Origin of the sequence: Paraburkholderia acidiphila (assembly GCF_009789655.1) — a bacterium.
Taxonomy (GTDB): domain Bacteria; phylum Pseudomonadota; class Gammaproteobacteria; order Burkholderiales; family Burkholderiaceae; genus Paraburkholderia; species Paraburkholderia acidiphila.
Map to the genome: position 1 here is coordinate 2,780,309 of NZ_CP046909.1, position 18,477 is coordinate 2,798,785.

Genomic DNA, 18,477 nt, shown 5'->3' on the forward strand with positions numbered 1-18,477 from the left:
TTCGAGACATACTTCCGCCCCTTTTTCCCGTTTCCAAAGACACTCTCATGGCCCAATACGTCTTCACCATGAACCGGGTCGGCAAGATCGTGCCGCCCAAGCGCCAGATCCTGAAGGACATCTCGCTGTCGTTCTTCCCCGGCGCGAAGATCGGCCTGCTCGGCCTGAACGGCTCGGGCAAGTCCACGCTCATCAAGATCATGGCCGGCGTCGACAAGGACATCGAAGGCGAAGCCACGCCGATGCCCAACCTCAACATCGGCTATCTGCCGCAGGAACCGCAACTCGACCCGGAAAAGACCGTGCGCGAAGCGGTCGAAGAGGGTCTCGGCGACGTGTTCAACGCGCAGAAGAAGCTCGACGAGATTTACGCCGCCTACGCGGAACCGGACGCCGACTTCGACGCCCTCGCCGCCGAGCAGGCGAAGTACGAGGCGATCCTCGCGACCACCGACGGCAGCGCGGAACAGCAGATCGAAATCGCCGCTGACGCCCTGCGCCTGCCGGCCTGGGACGCGAAGATCGGCAATCTGTCGGGCGGTGAAAAGCGCCGCGTGGCGCTGTGCAAGCTGCTGCTCGAAAAGCCCGACATGCTGCTGCTCGACGAGCCGACCAACCACCTCGACGCCGAATCGGTCGAGTGGCTGGAACAGTTCCTCACGCGCTTCCCCGGCACCGTGGTCGCCGTGACCCATGATCGCTACTTCCTCGACAACGCCGCCGAGTGGATTCTCGAACTCGACCGCGGCCACGGCATTCCCTGGAAGGGCAACTACTCCAGCTGGCTCGACCAGAAGGAAGAGCGCCTGAAGCAGGAAGAAGCGACGGAATCGGCACGCCAGAAGGCGATCAAGAAGGAACTGGAGTGGGTGCGCCAGAACCCGAAGGGCCGTCAGGCGAAGTCGAAGGCGCGTATCGCCCGCTTCGAGGAACTGTCGAGCTCGGATTACCAGAAGCGCAACGAAACGCAGGAAATCTTCATTCCGGCGGGCGAGCGTCTGGGCAACGAAGTCATCGAGTTCAAGAACGTCAGCAAGTCTTACGGCGACCGTCTGCTCATCGACGATCTGAGCTTCAAGATTCCCGCGGGCGCGATCGTCGGCATCATCGGGCCGAACGGCGCCGGTAAGTCGACGCTCTTCCGCATGCTCACGGGCAAGGAACAGCCGGATTCGGGCGAGATCGTGCAAGGCCCGACGGTCAAGCTCGCTTACGTCGATCAAAGCCGCGACGCGCTCGAAGGCGACAAGACCGTGTTCGAAGCGGTTTCGGGCGGCGCCGACGTGCTGACGGTTGGCAAGTACGAAACGCCTTCGCGCGCGTACATCGGCCGCTTCAACTTCAAGGGCGGCGATCAGCAGAAGATCGTCGGCAACCTGTCGGGCGGCGAGCGTGGCCGTCTGCATCTGGCCAAGACGCTCATTTCGGGCGGCAATGTCCTGCTGCTCGACGAACCGTCGAACGACCTCGACGTCGAAACGCTGCGCGCGCTCGAAGACGCCCTGCTCGAATTCGCGGGCTCGGTCATGGTGATTTCGCACGATCGCTGGTTCCTCGATCGTATCGCCACGCACATCCTCGCGTTCGAAGGCGACTCGCAGGTCACGTTCTTCGACGGCAACTATCAGGAGTACGAGGCCGACAAGATCAAGCGTCTCGGCGAAGAAGCCGCGCGTCCGAAGCGTCTGCGCTACAAGCCGATCAGCCGCTAAGCGTGCTGGATCGATAGCAAACAACGGCGGCCCGCGGGCCGCCGTTGTCGTTCTGGCAGCACGCGCGGCATGGCGGTTGCTCGAAAGCCGCTACGCTTAGGGTCACTTCGGGCCAGAACTCCGGCCATTCCTCAAAGGAATTCCGCATGGCGATGCCGCTGCGCAACCGTGTTCCCCTCATCGTGGCGATTGTCGTCGCGCTACTCGTGCTCGCGGCGCTCGGCACGCTCTACGCGCTGCAGCGCGAGGCAAAGGCGTATGTGGAGGGCGCGCTGGCGCCCGTCGGCACGGCCGCGAGCGTGAACGTGGCGTTCGATCTGTCGTCCGTCGAACTCATCGACGTGCGCCTGAAACCGCCGCCCAACTGGCCCACTGCCGACACGCTGCGTGCCGCGCGCATCACGATCACACCCGACCTGCGCGCGCTGCTCTCGCACCGCGTGCATATTCGCGACGTCACCGTAAGCGACTTCACGATGACGGTGCTGCGCCGGGAAAGCGGCACGATCCTGATCCTGCCGAATCTGCGCGAAGCCATGACGCAAGGCGCCACGTCCGCGAGCGATGCGAGCGGCGCGCAGGGAGAAAGCAGCCTGCCTGAGGAAAAGGTCATCGACCATATTGGCTTCGAAAACGGCACGTTCGACTTCTACGACCGCTCGGTGAGCAATCCGCCGTGGCGCGTCACGGTGAACCGCGCGCAAGCGAGCATCGACAGTGTCCATCTGCCCGCGCTGACGGAGCCGACGCGCGTTTCGGTCACGGGCAATGTCGTCGGTCCGGAGCACACTGGACGCATGACCTTCAACGGCTGGATGCAGATCGCGAGCAAGGACTCGCAACTCCACACGACGCTGCGCGGCGTGGATGTGCGCACGATCGATCCCTATCTGCTGAAAAAGGCCGGCGCAAAGGCCAATGTAACGGGCGGCACGCTCGATCTCGATCTCAACTCGACCGTGCGCGGCTACCACCTGCACGCGCCCGGCACGGTCACGCTGCACAACCTGCAACTCGCTGAAAGCGGCGACGCCGTGGACACCTTCCTGTCGATTCCGACGCGCGCGGCCATAGCGGCATTGAAGGCACACAAGGGTGAGATCACGCTGCATTTCGTGCTCGAAGGCAACCTGCGCGATCCGAAATTCAAGCTCAACGAAAACTTGATCACGGAACTGCGCGCAGGCTTCGCGCAGGCGCTCGGCGTGAGCGCCGAAGGGGTGGCGCAGGGCGCCGGGCAAACCGCGAAGGGGATCGCCGACGCGCTGCGCAGTCTGCTGCAGCCAGTGCCGGCGCCTGCATCGAAATAGTGTGCGGGCCGCCGGCTTTAGCCTGGTCAGACCGGCAGGCCGAGTTCGCGCAGTTTCGCGTCGGTGCTGGCGTTGCTCGTGTGATGCACGCCGTGCCAGCCGAGCGCGGTGGCGGCTTCGGCGTTGTGCACGTTGTCGTCGATGAAAACGAGTTCCTCGGGCTTCACGCCCGGCAACTGCGCTTCGATACGGCGGAACATCTCGTGGAAGATCGCCGGATCGGGCTTCACGAGCTTCACGCGGCCCGAAACAACGACGTCGCGGCAGCGTCGCAGAATGCCGAAGCGCTCCCACGCCCACGGAAACGTCTCGGCCGACCAGTTCGTGAGACCGAAGATCGGCATGCCTGCCGCCTCCAGGCGCTCGAAGGTGGCGACGCCGCCCTCGAGCAGCCCGGCGACCATCTCGTGCCAGCGTTCGTAAAACGCACGGATAAGCGCCTCGTGTTCGGGAAACTTCGCGACCAGTTCCTCGGTGCCGATGGCGATGGGCTCGCCGCCGTCCTGGCGGATCACCCAGTCCATCTTGCAGACGTTCGTGAGGAACCAGCGGCGTTCATCGTCGTTGGGAATGAGCTTGCGATAGAGGTGCTCGGGACTCCAGTCCACGAGCACCCCGCCGAAGTCGAACACCACTGCCTTGATCGCCATGCGTTTGCGCTCCGCTTGAACACCCATTGATGACCTGAGGGAATCAGATCGGCTGCGTGCGCTTTTCGAGCCACGCGAGCGCATCGCCGCTCACGTGCGGCGCCACGCGCACGCGCACCGTCTGGTGGTATGCATTGAGCCATTCGCGCTCGTCCGCGCGCAAGAGCGCGAGGTCAATGCAGCGCGTGTCGATCGGGCAGAGCGTAAGCGTCTCGAAGTCGAGGAAGTCGCCGAACTCGGTCGTTTCGGCGCGCTGGTTCAGCACGAGATTTTCGATGCGCACGCCCCACTTGCCCGGCCGGTAGATGCCCGGCTCGACCGAGGTGATCATGCCCTCTTCCATCGCGGTCCAGGGCTCGGCCGGCGCGTAGTGCGAGATGACCTGCGGGCCTTCGTGCACGTTCAGGAAGTAGCCCACGCCGTGGCCGGTGCCGTGGCCGTAGTCCGCACCCGCTTCCCAGATCGGCGCGCGCGCGATGGCGTCGAGCATCGGCGAGCGGATGCCGCGCGGGAACTTCGCACGCGAGAGCGCCATCATGCCCTTGAGCACGAGCGTGAAGTCGCGCTTTTGCTCCGCGCTCGGCGTGCCCACGGGCACGACACGCGTGATGTCCGTCGTGCCGTCGAGGTACTGGCCGCCCGAGTCGATCAGCAGGAGGCCATTGCCTTCGATCACGCTGTGCGATTCGGGCGTGGCGCGGTAGTGCGGCATCGCGCCGTTCGCGTTGAAGCCCGCAATGGTCGCGAACGAGAGGGACTTGAAGCCCGCACGGCGCGCACGCGCGGCGGAAAGCTTCTCGTCGATGGTCAGCTCGGTGATGGTCTCGTGGCCAAGCGCCGCCTCGAACCACGCGAAGAATTCGGCGAGCGCCGCGCCGTCCTGCTCCATGGTCGCGCGCACGTGATCGGCTTCGGCGGCCGTCTTGCGCGACTTGAAGAACGTGCTCGGATTGACCGACTCCACGAGCTTCACCGCCGACGACACCGCCTGCAGCAAGCCATACGTCACGCGGCGCGGATCGACGAGCAGCGCGGCCTTCGCGGGCAGCGCCGCGAGCGCGGCGGCGGCCTCGGCATAAGGCGCGACGCGCACCTTGTCTTTCGCGAGCGACTGCACGAGCGCCTCGCTCACCTTGCCGTCGGCGACAAAAAGCGTCGCCTCGTCCGGCCCGATCAGCGCGTGCGCGACGAACACCGGGTTGTAGTTGACGTCCGCGCCGCGCAGGTTGAAGAGCCAGGCGAGGTCGTCGAGCGTGGAAACGAAGTGCCACTGCGCGCCCTTCTCCTGCATCGCGCGGCGCACTTGCTCGAGCTTGCCGGCGCGGCTCGTGTCGGCGTGCGGCGCGACGTGCTCGTACACGGGCTCGAGCGGCAGCGACGGGCGGCCCTGCCAGACATCGTCGAGCAGATCGAGATCCGTGCGCAGCGCGACATCGCGCGCCTTGAGCGCGTCGGCCAGCGCGCGCGCCGAGGCCACGCCGAGCACCGCGCCATCCACGGCCACGGCGCCGCCCGCGCGCACGTTCTGCGCGAGCCAGTCAATGTGCGGCGCGCTCTGCTGGCCGCCCATCATCTTCATGAGCTGGATGCCGGTGCCGGCCAGTTGCTGCTCGGCCTGCACCCAGTAACGGCTGTCGACCCACACGCCCGCGAAATCCTTCGTCACCACGAGCGTGCCCACCGAGCCGGTGAAGCCCGAGAGCCACTCGCGACCCTGCCAGCGGCGCGGCAGGTATTCGGACAGATGCGGATCGGCGGACGGCACGAGGGCGGCGTCCACGCCGGCGCGCGCCATCGCGGCGCGCAGTGCGGCAATGCGTTCGGGAATCGAGGAGGTTTCGGGGAGTCGGGCGTTCATGTTTTCACCTGCGAAGAATTCGATGCGGAAGATCTGGGTTTGTGGTCAGCCGGGGGGGCGCTTGTGCGGATCAGCTCCAGCGGGCGCGCAGCGCCACGCACACGCCCACGAAAACGAGCGCGAGCGCGGTGCAAAGCGGCCACTGGAGCAATTCGCCATCGTAGAAAAGCCCGGTCGCACTGCCGGCCGCGTTCGCGAGCGCCGCACCCAGCACACCGGCGATGGCCGCCAACGCGAATGAGTGACGTGCGGCACGGCGCAAGGGATGGAGCCACCATCCCGCACAGCCCACCACCAGACCAAGAATGACAATACCGGGCCAGCCCATCAGAGACTTGTCCTATAGGTTTTCGGATAAGTCTGATAGGACTGCCGAAGCACGAGAGCTAGCATTTGTAACTTGGTTAGTCTCTTTTAAAACTGGAAAACGGTCGGCTCGGCGCTTCCCGCGTAGCGGTTGAGTGTAGGGGGCAGGATGGCGCAAGGCAAGCGCATCCGGGCCGCTCCAGCCGCACTCTCTCGTATGCGAATCGCCCTTGTCGAACCCGACGCCCGTCAGGCCGAAACCCTCGTCCGCCTGCTCATTGCGGGCGGGCACGCATGCCAGCACTTCCCGCTTGGCGCACAGCTCTTCGAAACCCTCGAAGACGAAACCTTCGATCTCTTGATCGCGGCATGGTGGTGCGGCGACGTCGGCGCTGACGACGTCATCCCTCAGGTGCGCAAGCTGCTCCCGGGTCTGCCCGCCATCGCCCTGATGATCGCACCCCATGAAAGCGAGATCGTCGCAAGCCTGCAGGCCGGCGCGGACGACTGCATCGCGAAGCCTGTGCGCGGCCCCGAAATGCTCGCGCGCATCGACGCGCTCCTGCGCCGCGCCGGCGTGCGCCGGCCACGCAACCGCGCCCGTCACGGCTTTGGGGACTACCTCTTCGACTCCGGGCGCTATGAAGTGTCGTTTCGGGGTCACACCGTCACGCTCACGCCCAAGGAATACCGGTTCGCGCTGCTGCTCTTCACCAACGCATCGCGCCCCGTTTCGCGCGCGCGCATCCTTGAAACCGTATGGAATCTGAACCGCGACGTTAGGTCGCGCACGCTCGACACGCACGCCTCCCGGCTGCGCAGCAAATTGCAGCTTGGGCCCGAGCATGGCTGGCGTTTGACCACTTTGTACGGCTTTGGCTACCAGCTCGAAAGGCTCCCCATATCACCTACCAGAATGTCGGACTCTGTCGACGTGAATGTCGGAAGCGAGGAAAAGTTATAATATCCGCCTAAATCTTGCCCCCATGGTATGCAGCTTCTAACGATCGGAATCAATCACCACACCGCGCCCGTCGCCTTGCGCGAACGCGTGGCGTTTCCGCTCGAACAGATCAAGCCCGCGCTCGCCCTGTTCAAGGAAGCGTGGTCCGGCAAGCGTTCGCTGAGCGCGCCGGAAGCCGCCATTCTCTCCACCTGTAACCGCACCGAGCTCTACTGCGCGACCGACGCGCAAAGCTCGCGCGACGCCGCCGTGAGCTGGCTTTCGCAGTATCACGGCCTGCGCGAAGAGGAACTGGCGCCGCACGTCTACACGCTGCCGCAGTCCGAAGCGGTGCGTCACGCGTTCCGGGTGGCTTCGGGGCTCGATTCGATGGTGCTGGGCGAGACGCAGATCGTCGGCCAGATGAAGACCGCGGTTCGTACCGCGACCGAGGCCGGAGCACTCGGCACTTATTTGAACCAGTTGTTCCAACGCACCTTCGCCGTGGCGAAGGAAGTGCGCAGCACGACCGAGATCGGCGCCCAATCGGTCTCCATGGCCGCCGCCGCCGTGCGCCTCGCGCAGCGCATCTTCGACAAGATTGCCAACCAGCGCGTGCTCTTCATCGGCGCGGGCGAAATGATCGAACTGTGCGCCGCGCACTTCGCCGCGCAGCAGCCGCGCGAACTGGTCGTCGCCAATCGCACCGCCGAGCGTGGGCGCTATGTTGCCGAACGTTTCGGCGGCCGCGCCATTCCGCTCTCCGACTTGCCTACGCGCATGCACGAATTCGACATCATCGTCTCGTGCACGGCGTCCACGCTGCCTATCATCGGCCTGGGCGCGGTGGAGCGCGCGGTGAAAGCGCGTCGGCACCGCCCTATTTTCATGGTCGACCTCGCGGTGCCGCGCGACATCGAACCCGAAGTCGCCCAGCTCGAAGACGTGTTCCTCTATACCGTCGACGATCTCGGCACGATCGTGCGCGAAGGCAATGCCTCGCGCCAGGCCGCCGTCGCGCAGGCCGAGACGATCATCGAGTCGCGCGTGGCGAACTTCATGCAGTGGCTCGACTCGCGCAGCATCGTGCCGGTCATCCGCCACATGCACACCCAGGCCGACGCGCTGCGTCGCGCCGAGCTCGAACGCGCCCGCAAGATGCTCGCGCGCGGCGACGACCCAACCGCGGTGCTCGAAGCACTGTCGCAGTCGCTCACCAACAAGCTGATCCACGGCCCGACGCACGCGCTCAATACGTCGAGCGGCGATCAGCGCGACTCGCTCATCGAACTGATGGGCGGCTTTTACCGCCACGGCCAGCCGGCCAAGGCAGACGACGCCGCGCAGACTGCAGCGGATGTCACCGCCTCGCCGCGTTCCGCCGGCTCTTCTGACTCTTCCGGTTCATCGGACCGTTAGCGACGTTCACTGTCGGGCGCGCGCCATGCGCGCCGTGCACAATCGGGCCGCACGCCCGCCTCTTCTTTCTCGCAGTCCTATCCGGAGCCCGCTCCGCACCGCCCGATGAAAACGAGCATGCAATCGAAGCTCGACCAGCTGACTACGCGCCTGGCCGAGCTGAACGACCTGTTGAGCCGTCCCGACGTGACCTCGAACCGCGACCAGTACCGCAAGCTCACACGCGAGCACGCGGAACTGGGGCCGGTAGTCGAGCACTACGGCCAGTGGCGTCAGGCCAAGGACGACGAGGCCGCGGCGAAAGACCTGCTCTCCGACGCCTCGATGCGCGACTTCGCCGAAGAAGAGGTGAAAGCCGCGCGCGAGCGCATGGCGCAGCTCCAGCACGAATTGCAGATGATGCTGCTGCCGAAGGACCCCAACGACGACCGCAACGTGTTCCTCGAAATCCGCGCGGGCACGGGCGGCGACGAGTCGGCCCTGTTCGCAGGCGACCTGCTGCGCATGTATCTGCGCTACGCGGAGCGCAACCGCTGGCAGATCGAAATGATGTCGGCGAGCGAGTCGGATCTGGGCGGCTACAAGGAAGTGATCGTGCGCATTGCGGGCGAGGCGGCGTACTCGAAGCTCAAGTTCGAGTCGGGCGGCCATCGCGTGCAGCGCGTTCCGGCCACCGAAACGCAGGGCCGCATCCACACGTCGGCCTGCACGGTCGCGGTGATGCCGGAAGCCGACGAGATCGGCGAAGTCGAGATCAATCCCGCCGACCTGCGCATCGACACGTTCCGCGCCTCGGGCGCGGGCGGCCAGCACATCAACAAGACCGATTCGGCCGTGCGCGTGACGCACCTTCCGACCGGCATCGTCGTGGAGTGCCAGGACGACCGCTCGCAGCACAAGAACAAGGACCGCGCGCTCAAGGTCCTCGCCGCGCGTATCAAGGACAAGCAGTACCAGGAGCAGCATGCGAAGGAAGCGGCCACGCGCAAGAGCCTCGTGGGCTCGGGCGACCGCTCGGAGCGTATCCGCACCTACAATTTTCCGCAGGGGCGGCTCACCGATCACCGTATCAACCTCACGCTCTATCGCCTCGAAGCGATCATGGACGGCGATCTCGGCGAACTGATCGGCGCGCTCGTCTCCGAGCATCAGGCCGAGCAGCTTGCGTCGCTGGGCGACGCGGATTGAGCGTGCGCCAGATATGAGCGAAGCCGTTACCGCTGACGCACTGCTGCGCACCTCGCCGCTGCCCGTGCTGGAGACGCGCATTCTGCTGATGCACGTACTCGGCTGGCGCCGCACCGAGCTCATCACGCGCGGCGACGAGGCGCTCGAAGCGAGCTTTGTCGCGGCCTACCGCGACCTCGAAGCGCGCCGCGTGCAAGGCGAGCCGATCGCGCAGCTCGTGGGCGCGCGCGAGTTCTACGGTCTCGACTTCGACGTAACGCGCGATGTGCTGATTCCGCGTCCCGATACCGAGGTGCTCGTGGAAACCGCGCTCGCGGCGCTCGAAGGCATCGCCCAGCCGCGCTTGCTCGACCTCGGCACCGGCAGCGGCGCGATTGCGGTGGCGCTCGCCTCGGCACGGCCGGATGCGCGCGTCTGGGCCGTCGACCGCTCGGCGGCCGCGCTCGACGTGGCTGCGCGCAACGCCGCGAAGCTGCTCGACGCGCAGCGCCCCGGCGGCCCGCTCGCGTTCGTCGCGGGCAGCTGGTACGACGCGCTCGAACCGGCGCTGCGCTTCGAGGCGATCGTGAGCAATCCGCCGTACATCGCGAGCGGCGACCCGCATCTGGAACAAGGCGACCTGCGCTTCGAGCCGCGCGGCGCGCTCACCGACGAAGCCGACGGCCTCACCGCCCTGCGCGCGATCGTAGCGGGCGCACCGGCCCGGCTCGTGCCGGGTGGCGTGCTCTGGATGGAACACGGCTACGACCAGGCGGGCGCCGTACGGGCGTTGCTGGAAAGCGCCGGTTTCACGGACGTGCGCTCCGAACGCGATCTGGCCGGCATCGAGCGCATCAGCGGCGGGCGTCTTCCGTTGCCGGCTGAATAGCGCAACTGCGCTCAACGCAGGCCACGCCCGGCCCGCTCAGGCGAAATCCGCTATCATTTCATCCTGCAATCCAACGTATTCAGCATCAATTCAATCGCAAGGTCAGTCATGGACACCCAACAACGCATCAAGCAGATCGTCGACGAAAACGCTGTCGTCCTCTTCATGAAGGGCAACGCGCAGTTCCCGATGTGCGGCTTCTCCGGTCGCGCGGTGCAGATCCTGAAAGCCTGCGGCGTCGATCAGTTCAAGACCGTCAACGTGCTCGAGGACGACGCGGTCCGCCAGGGCATCAAGGAATTCTCGAACTGGCCGACCATTCCGCAGCTCTACGTGAAGGGCGAGTTCATCGGCGGCTCGGACATCATGATGGAGATGTACCAGAACGGCGAGCTGCAGCAGCTCTTCGCCGCGGCGTAATTGCCGGTTACGGGGCGGCGTCGGGCGCACCGCGTTGCGCCTGCGCCCCCCGAGCGCACGGCATGCGACGCCGGCGCTTATCGTGAGGCGCCAGGCACCTGGACTTCGCCTCGACCTCGCCTCACCTTCGCTTCGACTCCCGCCTGCCCGCCCGACGTGAATACCGCCTCCCAAGCCTCATCCGCTATCGCACACCTGCCGCAACGCCGGCTGATCGTCGCGATCACGGGAGCCACGGGCGCGATCTACGGCGTGCGCATGCTAGACACGCTGCGGCGGCTGGGCGGCGTCGAAACGCACCTGCTCGTTTCCGCCGCGGGCTGGCTCAACATCCAGCACGAGCTGCAGCTCACGAAGGACGATTTACACGCGCGCGCCGACGTCGTGCATTCGGTACGCGACGTCGGCGCGACCATCGCGTCCGGCTCGTTCGCGACCGATGGCATGATCGTCGCGCCCTGCTCGATGAAGACGCTTGCGAGCGTCGCCCACGGTCTGTCCGACAATCTGATCGCGCGCGCCGCCGACGTCACACTCAAGGAACGCCGCCGTCTCGTGCTGCTCGTGCGCGAAACGCCGTTCAACCTCGCGCATCTGCGCAACATGACGGCCGTGACCGAAATGGGCGGCGTGATCTTCCCGCCGTTGCCGGCTTTCTACAACCAGCCGGCTTCGATCGACGAGATGGTCGATCACACGGTCGCGCGCGTGCTCGACCTGTTCGCGCTCGGGCCCGCCCTCTCGCCCGCGTGGCCGGGGCTGCGCGGCGGCGACGAGTAAGCGCCCGCTGCATCTTTCCGCGCCACGTCGATTATCAATATCGGCGATACAATCAATTCCCTTTCGCCCCGTTTAATTCGCGACGGTTGGGTCTTATATTGATCGCAATACGATACTTTTGGACCGCCCCGGCGCGGCCAGCCCACGATCATGACCACCCGCACGCCTACCCTTTTCCTCTCGCACGGTGCGCCTACGCTGCCGATCGACCCGTCGCTGCCTTCTGGCGGCTTTACCGCGCTCTCGCAGCATTTGCCGCGTCCGCAGTCGGTGCTCATGCTCTCCGCGCATTGGGGCACGATGCGCCCCACGGTGAGCACCGCCACGCAGCCCGAAACGATCCACGACTTCTATGGCTTTCCGCGCGCGCTCTACGAAATCCAGTACCCGGCGCCAGGCGCGCCAGAGATGGCGCAGCGCGCAGCGGCGCTGTTGCGCGAGCAAGGCGTTCCCGTCGATGAAGAGGCGCATGGCCTCGACCATGGCGCGTGGGTGCCCATGCTGCTGATGTTCCCCGAGGCCGACGTGCCCGTGGCTCAACTCTCGGTCCAGCCGCGCGCGAACGCCGCACATCACTTCGCGCTGGGCCGCGCGCTGCGCTCGCTGCGCGACGAAGGCGTGATGGTGATCGGCTCGGGCCAGATCACGCACAACCTGCGCGAGGCGGACTTCTCGGCGCGCCCGGAAGACGCCGATCCGCGCGTGGACGAGTTCACCGAGTGGTTCGAGAATCATCTCGCCGCGCGCGACATCGACGCATTGCTCGACTACCGCCAGCGTGCGCCGCACGCCGTGCTCATGCACCCCACTGACGAGCATCTGCTGCCCGTCTTTACCGCGCTCGGCGCAGCGGACGATGACTACACGCTCGGTGTGCAGTCGCTCGGCACCTACCAGCGTGCGCTCGCGATGACGAACTACGTATTCGGCAGCGCGGTGCAATAACGCCGCCACTGCGAGCCGACACACGGGCTCCGCGTTTGCTCAGAAATCAAAAGCCCGCCTGAATCGCTTCAGGCGGGCTTTTCGTATTGCGCGACGCTCAGTTGATACTTAGTGCGCGCCAATACCTTCGAGGACTTCGTCGTGCTCCTGGCGTTCCGCGAGGTACGGCGAGCGGTAGCCCGAATTCACGCCCCAGTAATAGAACACGAGCGAGATGAGCGCGACGACCAGCATGTCCCAACCATAGGGGAGCAGACCGCTGCCGCCGAACTGCTTGCTGCCGACGAGTGAGAGGAGCGCCATGATCGGCAGGTACGCGCACAGCCACCATGCAGCCTTCAGATCCTGGCCCCAGCCTTCGTAGCCCTGCTTGCCCTGGAAGTAGAAGTACACCGGCAGCGCGACGACCATCAGCAGAATGATTTCGCCGGTCAGCGGCCATTTCGCCCAGTACAGGATCATCGAGGCACAGACGAATGCGAACGGCGCGATCACCTTCATGAACGGTACGCTCAACGGGCGCTCGATGTCCGTGGCGGCACGCTTGAGCGCCATCAGGCTGATCGGGCCGGTCAGGTACGAAATCACCGTCGCAACCGAGATCACCGCCGCGAGCGAACTCCAGCCGCGGAAGAAGAACATGAAGATGAACGAGACGAGCAGGTTGAACCACATCGCGTTGCGCGGCACGCCGTAGAACGGGTGCACGTTGCCGAACATCTTCGGCATCGTGTTGTTGCGCTCCATCGCGTAGATCATGCGCGAGGTCGTTGCCATGTAGGTCGTACCGGTGCCGCTCGGGCTCACGAACGCGTCGACGTAGAGCAGGATCGCAAGCCAGTTCAGGTTCAGCGCGATCGCGAGTTCCGCGAACGGCGACTTGAAGTTGAACGTGTTCCAGCCCTTCGCGACGTCAGCCGGATTGACCGCGCCGATATAGGCGATCTGCAGCAGCACGTAGATGACGAGTGCGCAGAGGATCGAGCCGATGACCGCGAACGGCACGCTCTTCGCCGGATTGCGCGCTTCGCCCGCGAGGTTGATCGGGCTCTGGAAGCCGTTGAACGCGAACACGATGCCGCTGGTGGCAACCGCCGTGAACACCGCCGACCAGCCATACGGCGCAAACGCGGTCGTCTGGCCGAAGTTCTCGTGGTGGAAGCTTCCAGCCATCAAGCCAATGATCGTCAGACCGGGGATGATGAACTTGAAGATCGTGATCGCGCTGTTGGCACGCGCGAACAGCTTCACACCCCAATAGTTGAGCATGAAGTAGATGATCACGAGAATCGCCGAGAGCCCGAGCCCTGAATGCGTCAATGACCCGTCGACGAAGAGCGCGTGCGCCCAGTCATAGGGCCAGGTGCTCATGTACTGGATCGAGGCTTCGGCTTCGATCGGGATCACCGAGACAATCGCGATCCAGTTTGCCCACGCGCTGATGAAGCCCACCAGTGCGCCGTGCGAGTAGCGGGCGTAGCGGACCATACCGCCCGACTCCGGGAACATCGCACCGAGTTCAGCGTAGGTGAGCGCGATGGCCAGAATGACCACGGCGCCGATGATCCAGGCGCAAACGGCCGCCGGACCTGCGATTTTCGCCGCCTTCCACGCGCCGAACAGCCAGCCCGAACCGATGATCGACCCGAGGCCGGTGAACATCAGCGCGAACGGGCCGATGTTCCGTTGAATAGAACTTTTCACGTCTTCTCCTGTTTCAAGAGCAGCTCGACACCGCGTTTATCCCGTCTGTTGTGCGGGCGGGTTTCCTGCGGTTGTCGTACCTCCACACGAAAGATTGCGCCTGTAGGCGCAACTTCAGCGCGGCGCGTAGTTTAACCGGTTGCACCACCGAAGGGCGCCAAAAACGACGGCCTAATACAAAAAAGTCATTTGCTTATCAAGCTTTGTAAGGGTCAGTTTGGACCCTGTAGCAAAAAAATACGAACTTTCCCGGGGACCTAGTTGACCTTCCCAGCGTTTAGCCGTATAAAGTTCGGGCAGGATTTCAAGCGGCGAGTGTGAATAGGTCTTTCGTAGTTCGCCCATCAACGGTACTCCGGCTGGTCCCATACCCCTTCCTTGATTTTCGTGCACCTCTCGGGCTTCGGCCTTCATTCATTTTTAGGAAAGTAATATGGAAACCGGTACCGTCAAGTGGTTCAATGACGCTAAGGGCTTTGGCTTTATCACTCCGGACGGCGGCGGCGAAGACCTGTTCGCGCACTTCTCGGAAATCAAGGTTGACGGCTTCAAGACGCTGCAAGAGAACCAAAAGGTTCAATTCGAAGTCCGCACGGGCCCGAAGGGCAAGCAAGCTGCCAACATCAAGCCGGTCTAAGTACTGCGCTTATTGGTCTGCTACGGCTTTTAGGATCTGAACGCCGCTTTTGCGGAGATCCTGACTAGCAAGCTTACCGAAAAACCCCACGCTTCTTCTCGAAGGTGGGGTTTTTTGTTGCCTGCGTTTTTTAGAGCGGCTTTCAACGGGGTTAAGCGCCCCTGGAGGTTCAGCCGAAAAGACGCTGCGCGTGAATGCCAAGGCCCGTTGCCACGCTGGCAAGACGGTCGCCGAACACGGCCTGCGACTGCGGAAACGCCTCCGCCAGCGCCTGCGTCAGGAACGCGAGGCCGGTCGAGCCGCCGGTGAAGTAAAGCGCGCTGACCTGCCCGGGCGCCACACCCGCCGCCTGCACCGTTTCGCGTGCGGCCTGCACGATGCGCCGCGTCTCCTCGCGGCCCGCCTCGACGAGCTGCGCGTCGCCGAACGCGAGGCGCAGGTCCGCTTCGACCGTTTCGAGATCGATCATCGTCTCCCCGCCCGCCGAAACGCCAATCTTCGCCTCTTCGGCGCGCGCCGTGAGCGCGTGGCCCAGGCGCTCGTCGACCACGCGCATCAGCCGGTCGTGATGGCGCGTGTCGGGATACAGATGGCGCATGAGCTTAAGCTCGGTCGCGCGCTTGGGCGTGTAGATCGTATTGATGAGGTGCCACGTCGCCAGATCGAAATAGATGCGGTTCGGCACTTCGCGGCCTTCGGGGTCGAGCGACTGGTAGCCCAGTTCGCGCAGGATGGTCGCGAGTTCGACTCGGCGGTCGAAGTCGGTGCCTGCCACGTGCACGCCGTGGTGAGCGAGCACGTCGTCCTTGCGCTCGAGCCGCGTCATGCGATCCGGTCCCACGCGCACGAGCGAGAAGTCCGACGTGCCCCCGCCAATGTCGGCCACGAGCACGAGCCCCTCTTGCGCGAGGCGCGACTCGTAGTCGAACGCCGCCGCAATCGGCTCGTACTGAAATTCGATTTCGCGAAAGCCCACGCGGCGCGCCGCCGCTTCGAGCTGGTCCTGGGCGAGCTTGTCGGCGCGCGGGTCTTCGTCGACGAAGAAGACGGGGCGCCCCAGCACAGCGCGCGTGATGGGCTGACCCGAGCAACGCTCGGCGCTGCGCTTCAGGTGCTCCAGGAAGATCGTGATGATCTCGGTATAGGGCATCGCGCTGCCGTCGCCGAGGTCGGTCGTGCTCTCGGCGAGCGGCGAGCCGAGGATGCTCTTCATTGAGCGCATCAGCCGGCCGTCGAAGCCGTCGATATAGGAGGCAAGCGCCGCACGCCCGAATTCGCGGGTATGTTCGTCGACGTTGAAGAACACCGCCGTGGGCAAGGTGGTGTGTGCGCCTTCCACCGGCGCGAGGCGCATCGCGCCGTCGGCCGCTGCCGGGAGCGCCACCGCCGAATTGGAAGTTCCGAAGTCAATCGCGCAGAAGCTGGTCATGGCAAGAGCGCGCCGCAGCGAATGCGCGCGCAAGAGAGGAAAGGTCGGGGGGATCGGCTTTGTAGCACGAAAGCGCGGCGCGCGGCAACCGCAGGCCCATGATGCGGCCCCGCAAGGAAAAAACGCGCGGGCCGGGCCGCGCGTTTTCGCTCAGGAAGAAATGCCGCAGCCCGCGTGGGCGTTGGTCTACGCCCGGCTCAGCCCTTGAACGGTTGCTTCCAGCCGTTCTCGTAGGCGATCTCGCCCATCGCCGAACGCGTGCGCTCCGCTTTTTCGCGGTCGCGCAGCACCGGCTCCAGCTTCTCGGCTTCGCCGTAGTGGCCGATCGAGATGATCGACAGCGGTTCCACGTCGTTCGGCAGCGCGAATTCCTTGCGGAACGCCTGCACGTCGAAACCGCTCATCTGGTGCGCAGCGAGGCCCAGCGCATGCGCCTGGAGCACGAGCGACATCGCCGCCGCGCCCGCATCGTATTGCGCCGTGCGATTCACTTCACCCTTCGCGTTGAGCGTATGCGCCGTCACGGCGATCAGCACCGGCGCCGGTGCATTCCACTGCTGGTTGAACGGCACGAGCGTCGAGAACGCGCGCTTGAACGCGATTTCGTCGGCGCTGCGGTCGAACACGATAAAGCGCCACGGTTGCAGGTTGTAGCCCGAAGGCGCCCAGCGCGCCGCCTCGATCACCGCGTGCAGCGCCTCGCGGCTCACCGGCTCGCTCGAATAGGCGCGCGGGCTCCAGCGGCCGGCGATGAGTTCGTGAATGGGCACGGCTGTCGGTGCGGGTTTGTGCTTCGTCATGCCTTGTGTGTCCTTGGGGTGGCGGGCGGCTTGCCCGGGGGTCACTAGAATAACCGCAGCGCGTGAAATACGCTCAAACGCAACGGGCGACGCTGATGCGTCGCCCGTCGGGATGTGCCGAAGTATGAACCGGCGCGCTGAAGTCGCGAGCGCCGCGTCAGGCCGTTTGCACACCCACTGCGCGCGGCCCGCGGTTGATGCGCAGCACGAGGAACGACGCCACGAGACACAGCCCCCCCGAAATCATCGACGCCACCGTGTAGGTGCCGAGGCTCGAGCGCAACAGGCCCGCGCCGAACGCCGCGAACGCCGCGCCGAGTTGATGCCCCGCCACGACCCAGCCGAACACGATCGGTGCGCGCTCCTTGCCGAACACGTCAGTGGCGAGGCGCACGGTAGGCGGCACCGTCGCGATCCAGTCGAGGCCGTAGAACACCGCGAAAATCGGCAGCCCGAAGAAGTCGATGCCGAACGCGTGCGGCAGATAGATCAACGAAAGTCCGCGCAGCCCGTAGTACCAGAACAGCAGCACGCGGCTGTTGAAGCGGTCCGAGAGCCAACCCGAGAGCGTCGTGCCGAACAGGTCGAATATGCCCATCGTGGCGAGCAGCGAGGCACCCTGCACTTCGGTCATGCCGTAGTCGCCGCACATGGCGATGAGGTGCGTGCCCACATAGCCGTTCGTGCTCGCGCCGCAAATGAAGAAGCTGAAGAAGAGCAGCCAGAAGTCCCGCGTGCGGCTCGCCGAGAACAGTGCGTCGAACGCGATCTTCAGCGGATTTTGATGCGGCGGCGGCGGCGCTACGGGCGTGCTCTCATCCTCGCCGAACGGACGCAGATTCACGCTCGCGGGCCGCTCGGGCAGCAGGAACAACACGAGCGGCAGCACCGCGGCGGCGGCCACCGCGACCACGAGCACCACCGACTGCCAGCCGTGCTTCTCCACGATCGCCGCGAGGAGCGGCAGGAACACGAGCTGGCCCGTCGCCGAGCTCGCCGTGAGGATGCCCATGGCAAGCCCGCGGTGCGAGTGGAACCAGCGCGTGACAACAGTGGCCGAGAGCGAAAGCGCCGCTACGCCGGTGGCGCCGCCCACCATCACGCCCCAGATCAGGATCATCTGCCACGGATGCGTCATCAGCGCGGAAAGCGCCACGCCCGCCGCCATCGTGCCGAGCGCCGCGAGCAGCGTGGGCCGCACGCCGAAGCGCTGCATGGCCGCCGCCGCAAACGGGCCCATCAGCCCATAGAGCGCGATGTTCACGGAGATGGCAAGCGAGATCGTCGCCCGGCTCCAGCCGAACTGATGCTCGAGTGGCACCATCATCACGCTGGGCGTCGCGCGCGTGCCGGCCGCCGCCAGCAACACCAGAAACACCACTGCCACAACGAGCCAACCGTAGTGGAAACGCCCGCCTATTCGCCTCGCTGCCCAGTTCATTGATGCTCCTGTCGCGGCGCCTCCGGTTCGATACGCCGATGTTTTCGTTGATATGACCGCTCGCTGC

16 protein-coding genes and 1 pseudogene are annotated in these 18,477 nt (G+C 65.2%); 10 read left to right on the forward strand and 7 right to left on the reverse strand.

What is annotated here, in order from left to right:
• Positions 1 to 47: 47 nt before the first annotated feature.
• On the forward strand, positions 48 to 1,712 hold the full coding sequence (gene ettA / locus FAZ97_RS12575) for an energy-dependent translational throttle protein EttA (RefSeq protein ID WP_134747641.1): 1,665 nt from the start codon (positions 48 to 50) through the stop codon (positions 1,710 to 1,712).
• A gap of 146 nt (positions 1,713 to 1,858) precedes the next feature.
• On the forward strand, positions 1,859 to 3,022 hold the full coding sequence (locus tag FAZ97_RS12580) for a DUF748 domain-containing protein (protein WP_158758717.1): 1,164 nt from the start codon (positions 1,859 to 1,861) through the stop codon (positions 3,020 to 3,022).
• 26 nt (positions 3,023 to 3,048) lie between these two features.
• Here FAZ97_RS12580 and FAZ97_RS12585 read toward each other — a convergent pair whose 3' ends face one another.
• The 3 genes from FAZ97_RS12585 to FAZ97_RS12595 all read right to left on the reverse strand — a co-directional run bounded on the left by FAZ97_RS12585 (position 3,049) and on the right by FAZ97_RS12595 (position 5,858).
• Positions 3,049 to 3,672, reverse strand: coding sequence for an HAD family hydrolase (locus tag FAZ97_RS12585; RefSeq protein WP_158758718.1), 624 nt, complete (start codon positions 3,670 to 3,672; stop codon positions 3,049 to 3,051).
• 43 nt (positions 3,673 to 3,715) lie between these two features.
• The gene (locus FAZ97_RS12590) at positions 3,716 to 5,530 is read right to left on the reverse strand and encodes an aminopeptidase P family protein (RefSeq protein WP_158758719.1); all 1,815 of its coding nucleotides are present in this window, start codon (positions 5,528 to 5,530) and stop codon (positions 3,716 to 3,718) included.
• A gap of 70 nt (positions 5,531 to 5,600) precedes the next feature.
• Positions 5,601 to 5,858 carry a hypothetical protein gene (locus FAZ97_RS12595; RefSeq protein ID WP_158758720.1) on the reverse strand — a complete coding sequence of 86 codons (258 nt, stop codon included), beginning with the start codon at positions 5,856 to 5,858 and terminating at the stop codon, positions 5,601 to 5,603.
• A 195-nt stretch (positions 5,859 to 6,053) separates the two neighbouring features.
• Here FAZ97_RS12595 and FAZ97_RS12600 point away from each other — a divergent pair, with 195 nt between their 5' ends.
• The 7 genes and pseudogenes from FAZ97_RS12600 (at position 6,054) to FAZ97_RS12630 (ending at position 12,399) form a co-directional block, all read left to right on the forward strand.
• Entirely contained in the window at positions 6,054 to 6,800 is a 747-nt protein-coding gene (locus FAZ97_RS12600; protein WP_158759159.1) for a response regulator transcription factor, read from the forward strand.
• 27 nt (positions 6,801 to 6,827) lie between these two features.
• Positions 6,828 to 8,114 (forward strand): annotated as a pseudogene (hemA, locus tag FAZ97_RS12605) (glutamyl-tRNA reductase); the annotation flags it as partial.
• A 189-nt stretch (positions 8,115 to 8,303) separates the two neighbouring features.
• Positions 8,304 to 9,386: a peptide chain release factor 1 gene (gene prfA, locus FAZ97_RS12610; RefSeq protein WP_158758722.1), complete on the forward strand. Its 1,083-nt coding sequence runs from the start codon at positions 8,304 to 8,306 to the stop codon at positions 9,384 to 9,386.
• Positions 9,387 to 9,399: 13 nt separating this feature from the next.
• Positions 9,400 to 10,254: a peptide chain release factor N(5)-glutamine methyltransferase gene (gene prmC, locus FAZ97_RS12615; protein ID WP_158758723.1), complete on the forward strand. Its 855-nt coding sequence runs from the start codon at positions 9,400 to 9,402 to the stop codon at positions 10,252 to 10,254.
• A 108-nt stretch (positions 10,255 to 10,362) separates the two neighbouring features.
• Positions 10,363 to 10,674: a Grx4 family monothiol glutaredoxin gene (gene grxD, locus FAZ97_RS12620; protein ID WP_158758724.1), complete on the forward strand. Its 312-nt coding sequence runs from the start codon at positions 10,363 to 10,365 to the stop codon at positions 10,672 to 10,674.
• A gap of 156 nt (positions 10,675 to 10,830) precedes the next feature.
• Positions 10,831 to 11,454, forward strand: a complete 624-nt coding sequence (locus FAZ97_RS12625) for a UbiX family flavin prenyltransferase (RefSeq protein WP_325073216.1) — start codon at positions 10,831 to 10,833, stop codon at positions 11,452 to 11,454.
• A gap of 150 nt (positions 11,455 to 11,604) precedes the next feature.
• Positions 11,605 to 12,399 carry a DODA-type extradiol aromatic ring-opening family dioxygenase gene (locus FAZ97_RS12630; protein ID WP_158758725.1) on the forward strand — a complete coding sequence of 265 codons (795 nt, stop codon included), beginning with the start codon at positions 11,605 to 11,607 and terminating at the stop codon, positions 12,397 to 12,399.
• 108 nt (positions 12,400 to 12,507) lie between these two features.
• On the opposite strand, the gene FAZ97_RS12635 is transcribed toward FAZ97_RS12630, so the two are convergent.
• Positions 12,508 to 14,103 (reverse strand): APC family permease, encoded by a 1,596-nt coding sequence (locus FAZ97_RS12635; RefSeq protein ID WP_158758726.1) that lies wholly within the window; start codon positions 14,101 to 14,103, stop codon positions 12,508 to 12,510.
• Between the two features lie 433 nt (positions 14,104 to 14,536).
• Here FAZ97_RS12635 and FAZ97_RS12640 point away from each other — a divergent pair, with 433 nt between their 5' ends.
• Entirely contained in the window at positions 14,537 to 14,740 is a 204-nt protein-coding gene (locus FAZ97_RS12640) for a cold-shock protein (RefSeq protein WP_027797379.1), read from the forward strand.
• 169 nt (positions 14,741 to 14,909) lie between these two features.
• Here the strand turns inward: FAZ97_RS12640 and FAZ97_RS12645 are convergent, their stop codons facing one another.
• From FAZ97_RS12645 to FAZ97_RS12655, 3 genes are all read right to left on the reverse strand, one after another.
• A complete protein-coding gene (locus FAZ97_RS12645; RefSeq protein ID WP_158758727.1) occupies positions 14,910 to 16,169 on the reverse strand; it encodes an Hsp70 family protein in 1,260 nt (419 codons plus the stop codon).
• Between the two features lie 197 nt (positions 16,170 to 16,366).
• Positions 16,367 to 16,969, reverse strand: a complete 603-nt coding sequence (locus FAZ97_RS12650) for a nitroreductase family protein (RefSeq protein WP_158758728.1) — start codon at positions 16,967 to 16,969, stop codon at positions 16,367 to 16,369.
• Positions 16,970 to 17,126: 157 nt separating this feature from the next.
• The gene (locus tag FAZ97_RS12655; protein WP_158758729.1) at positions 17,127 to 18,410 is read right to left on the reverse strand and encodes an MFS transporter; all 1,284 of its coding nucleotides are present in this window, start codon (positions 18,408 to 18,410) and stop codon (positions 17,127 to 17,129) included.
• Between the last annotated feature and the right edge of the window lie 67 nt (positions 18,411 to 18,477).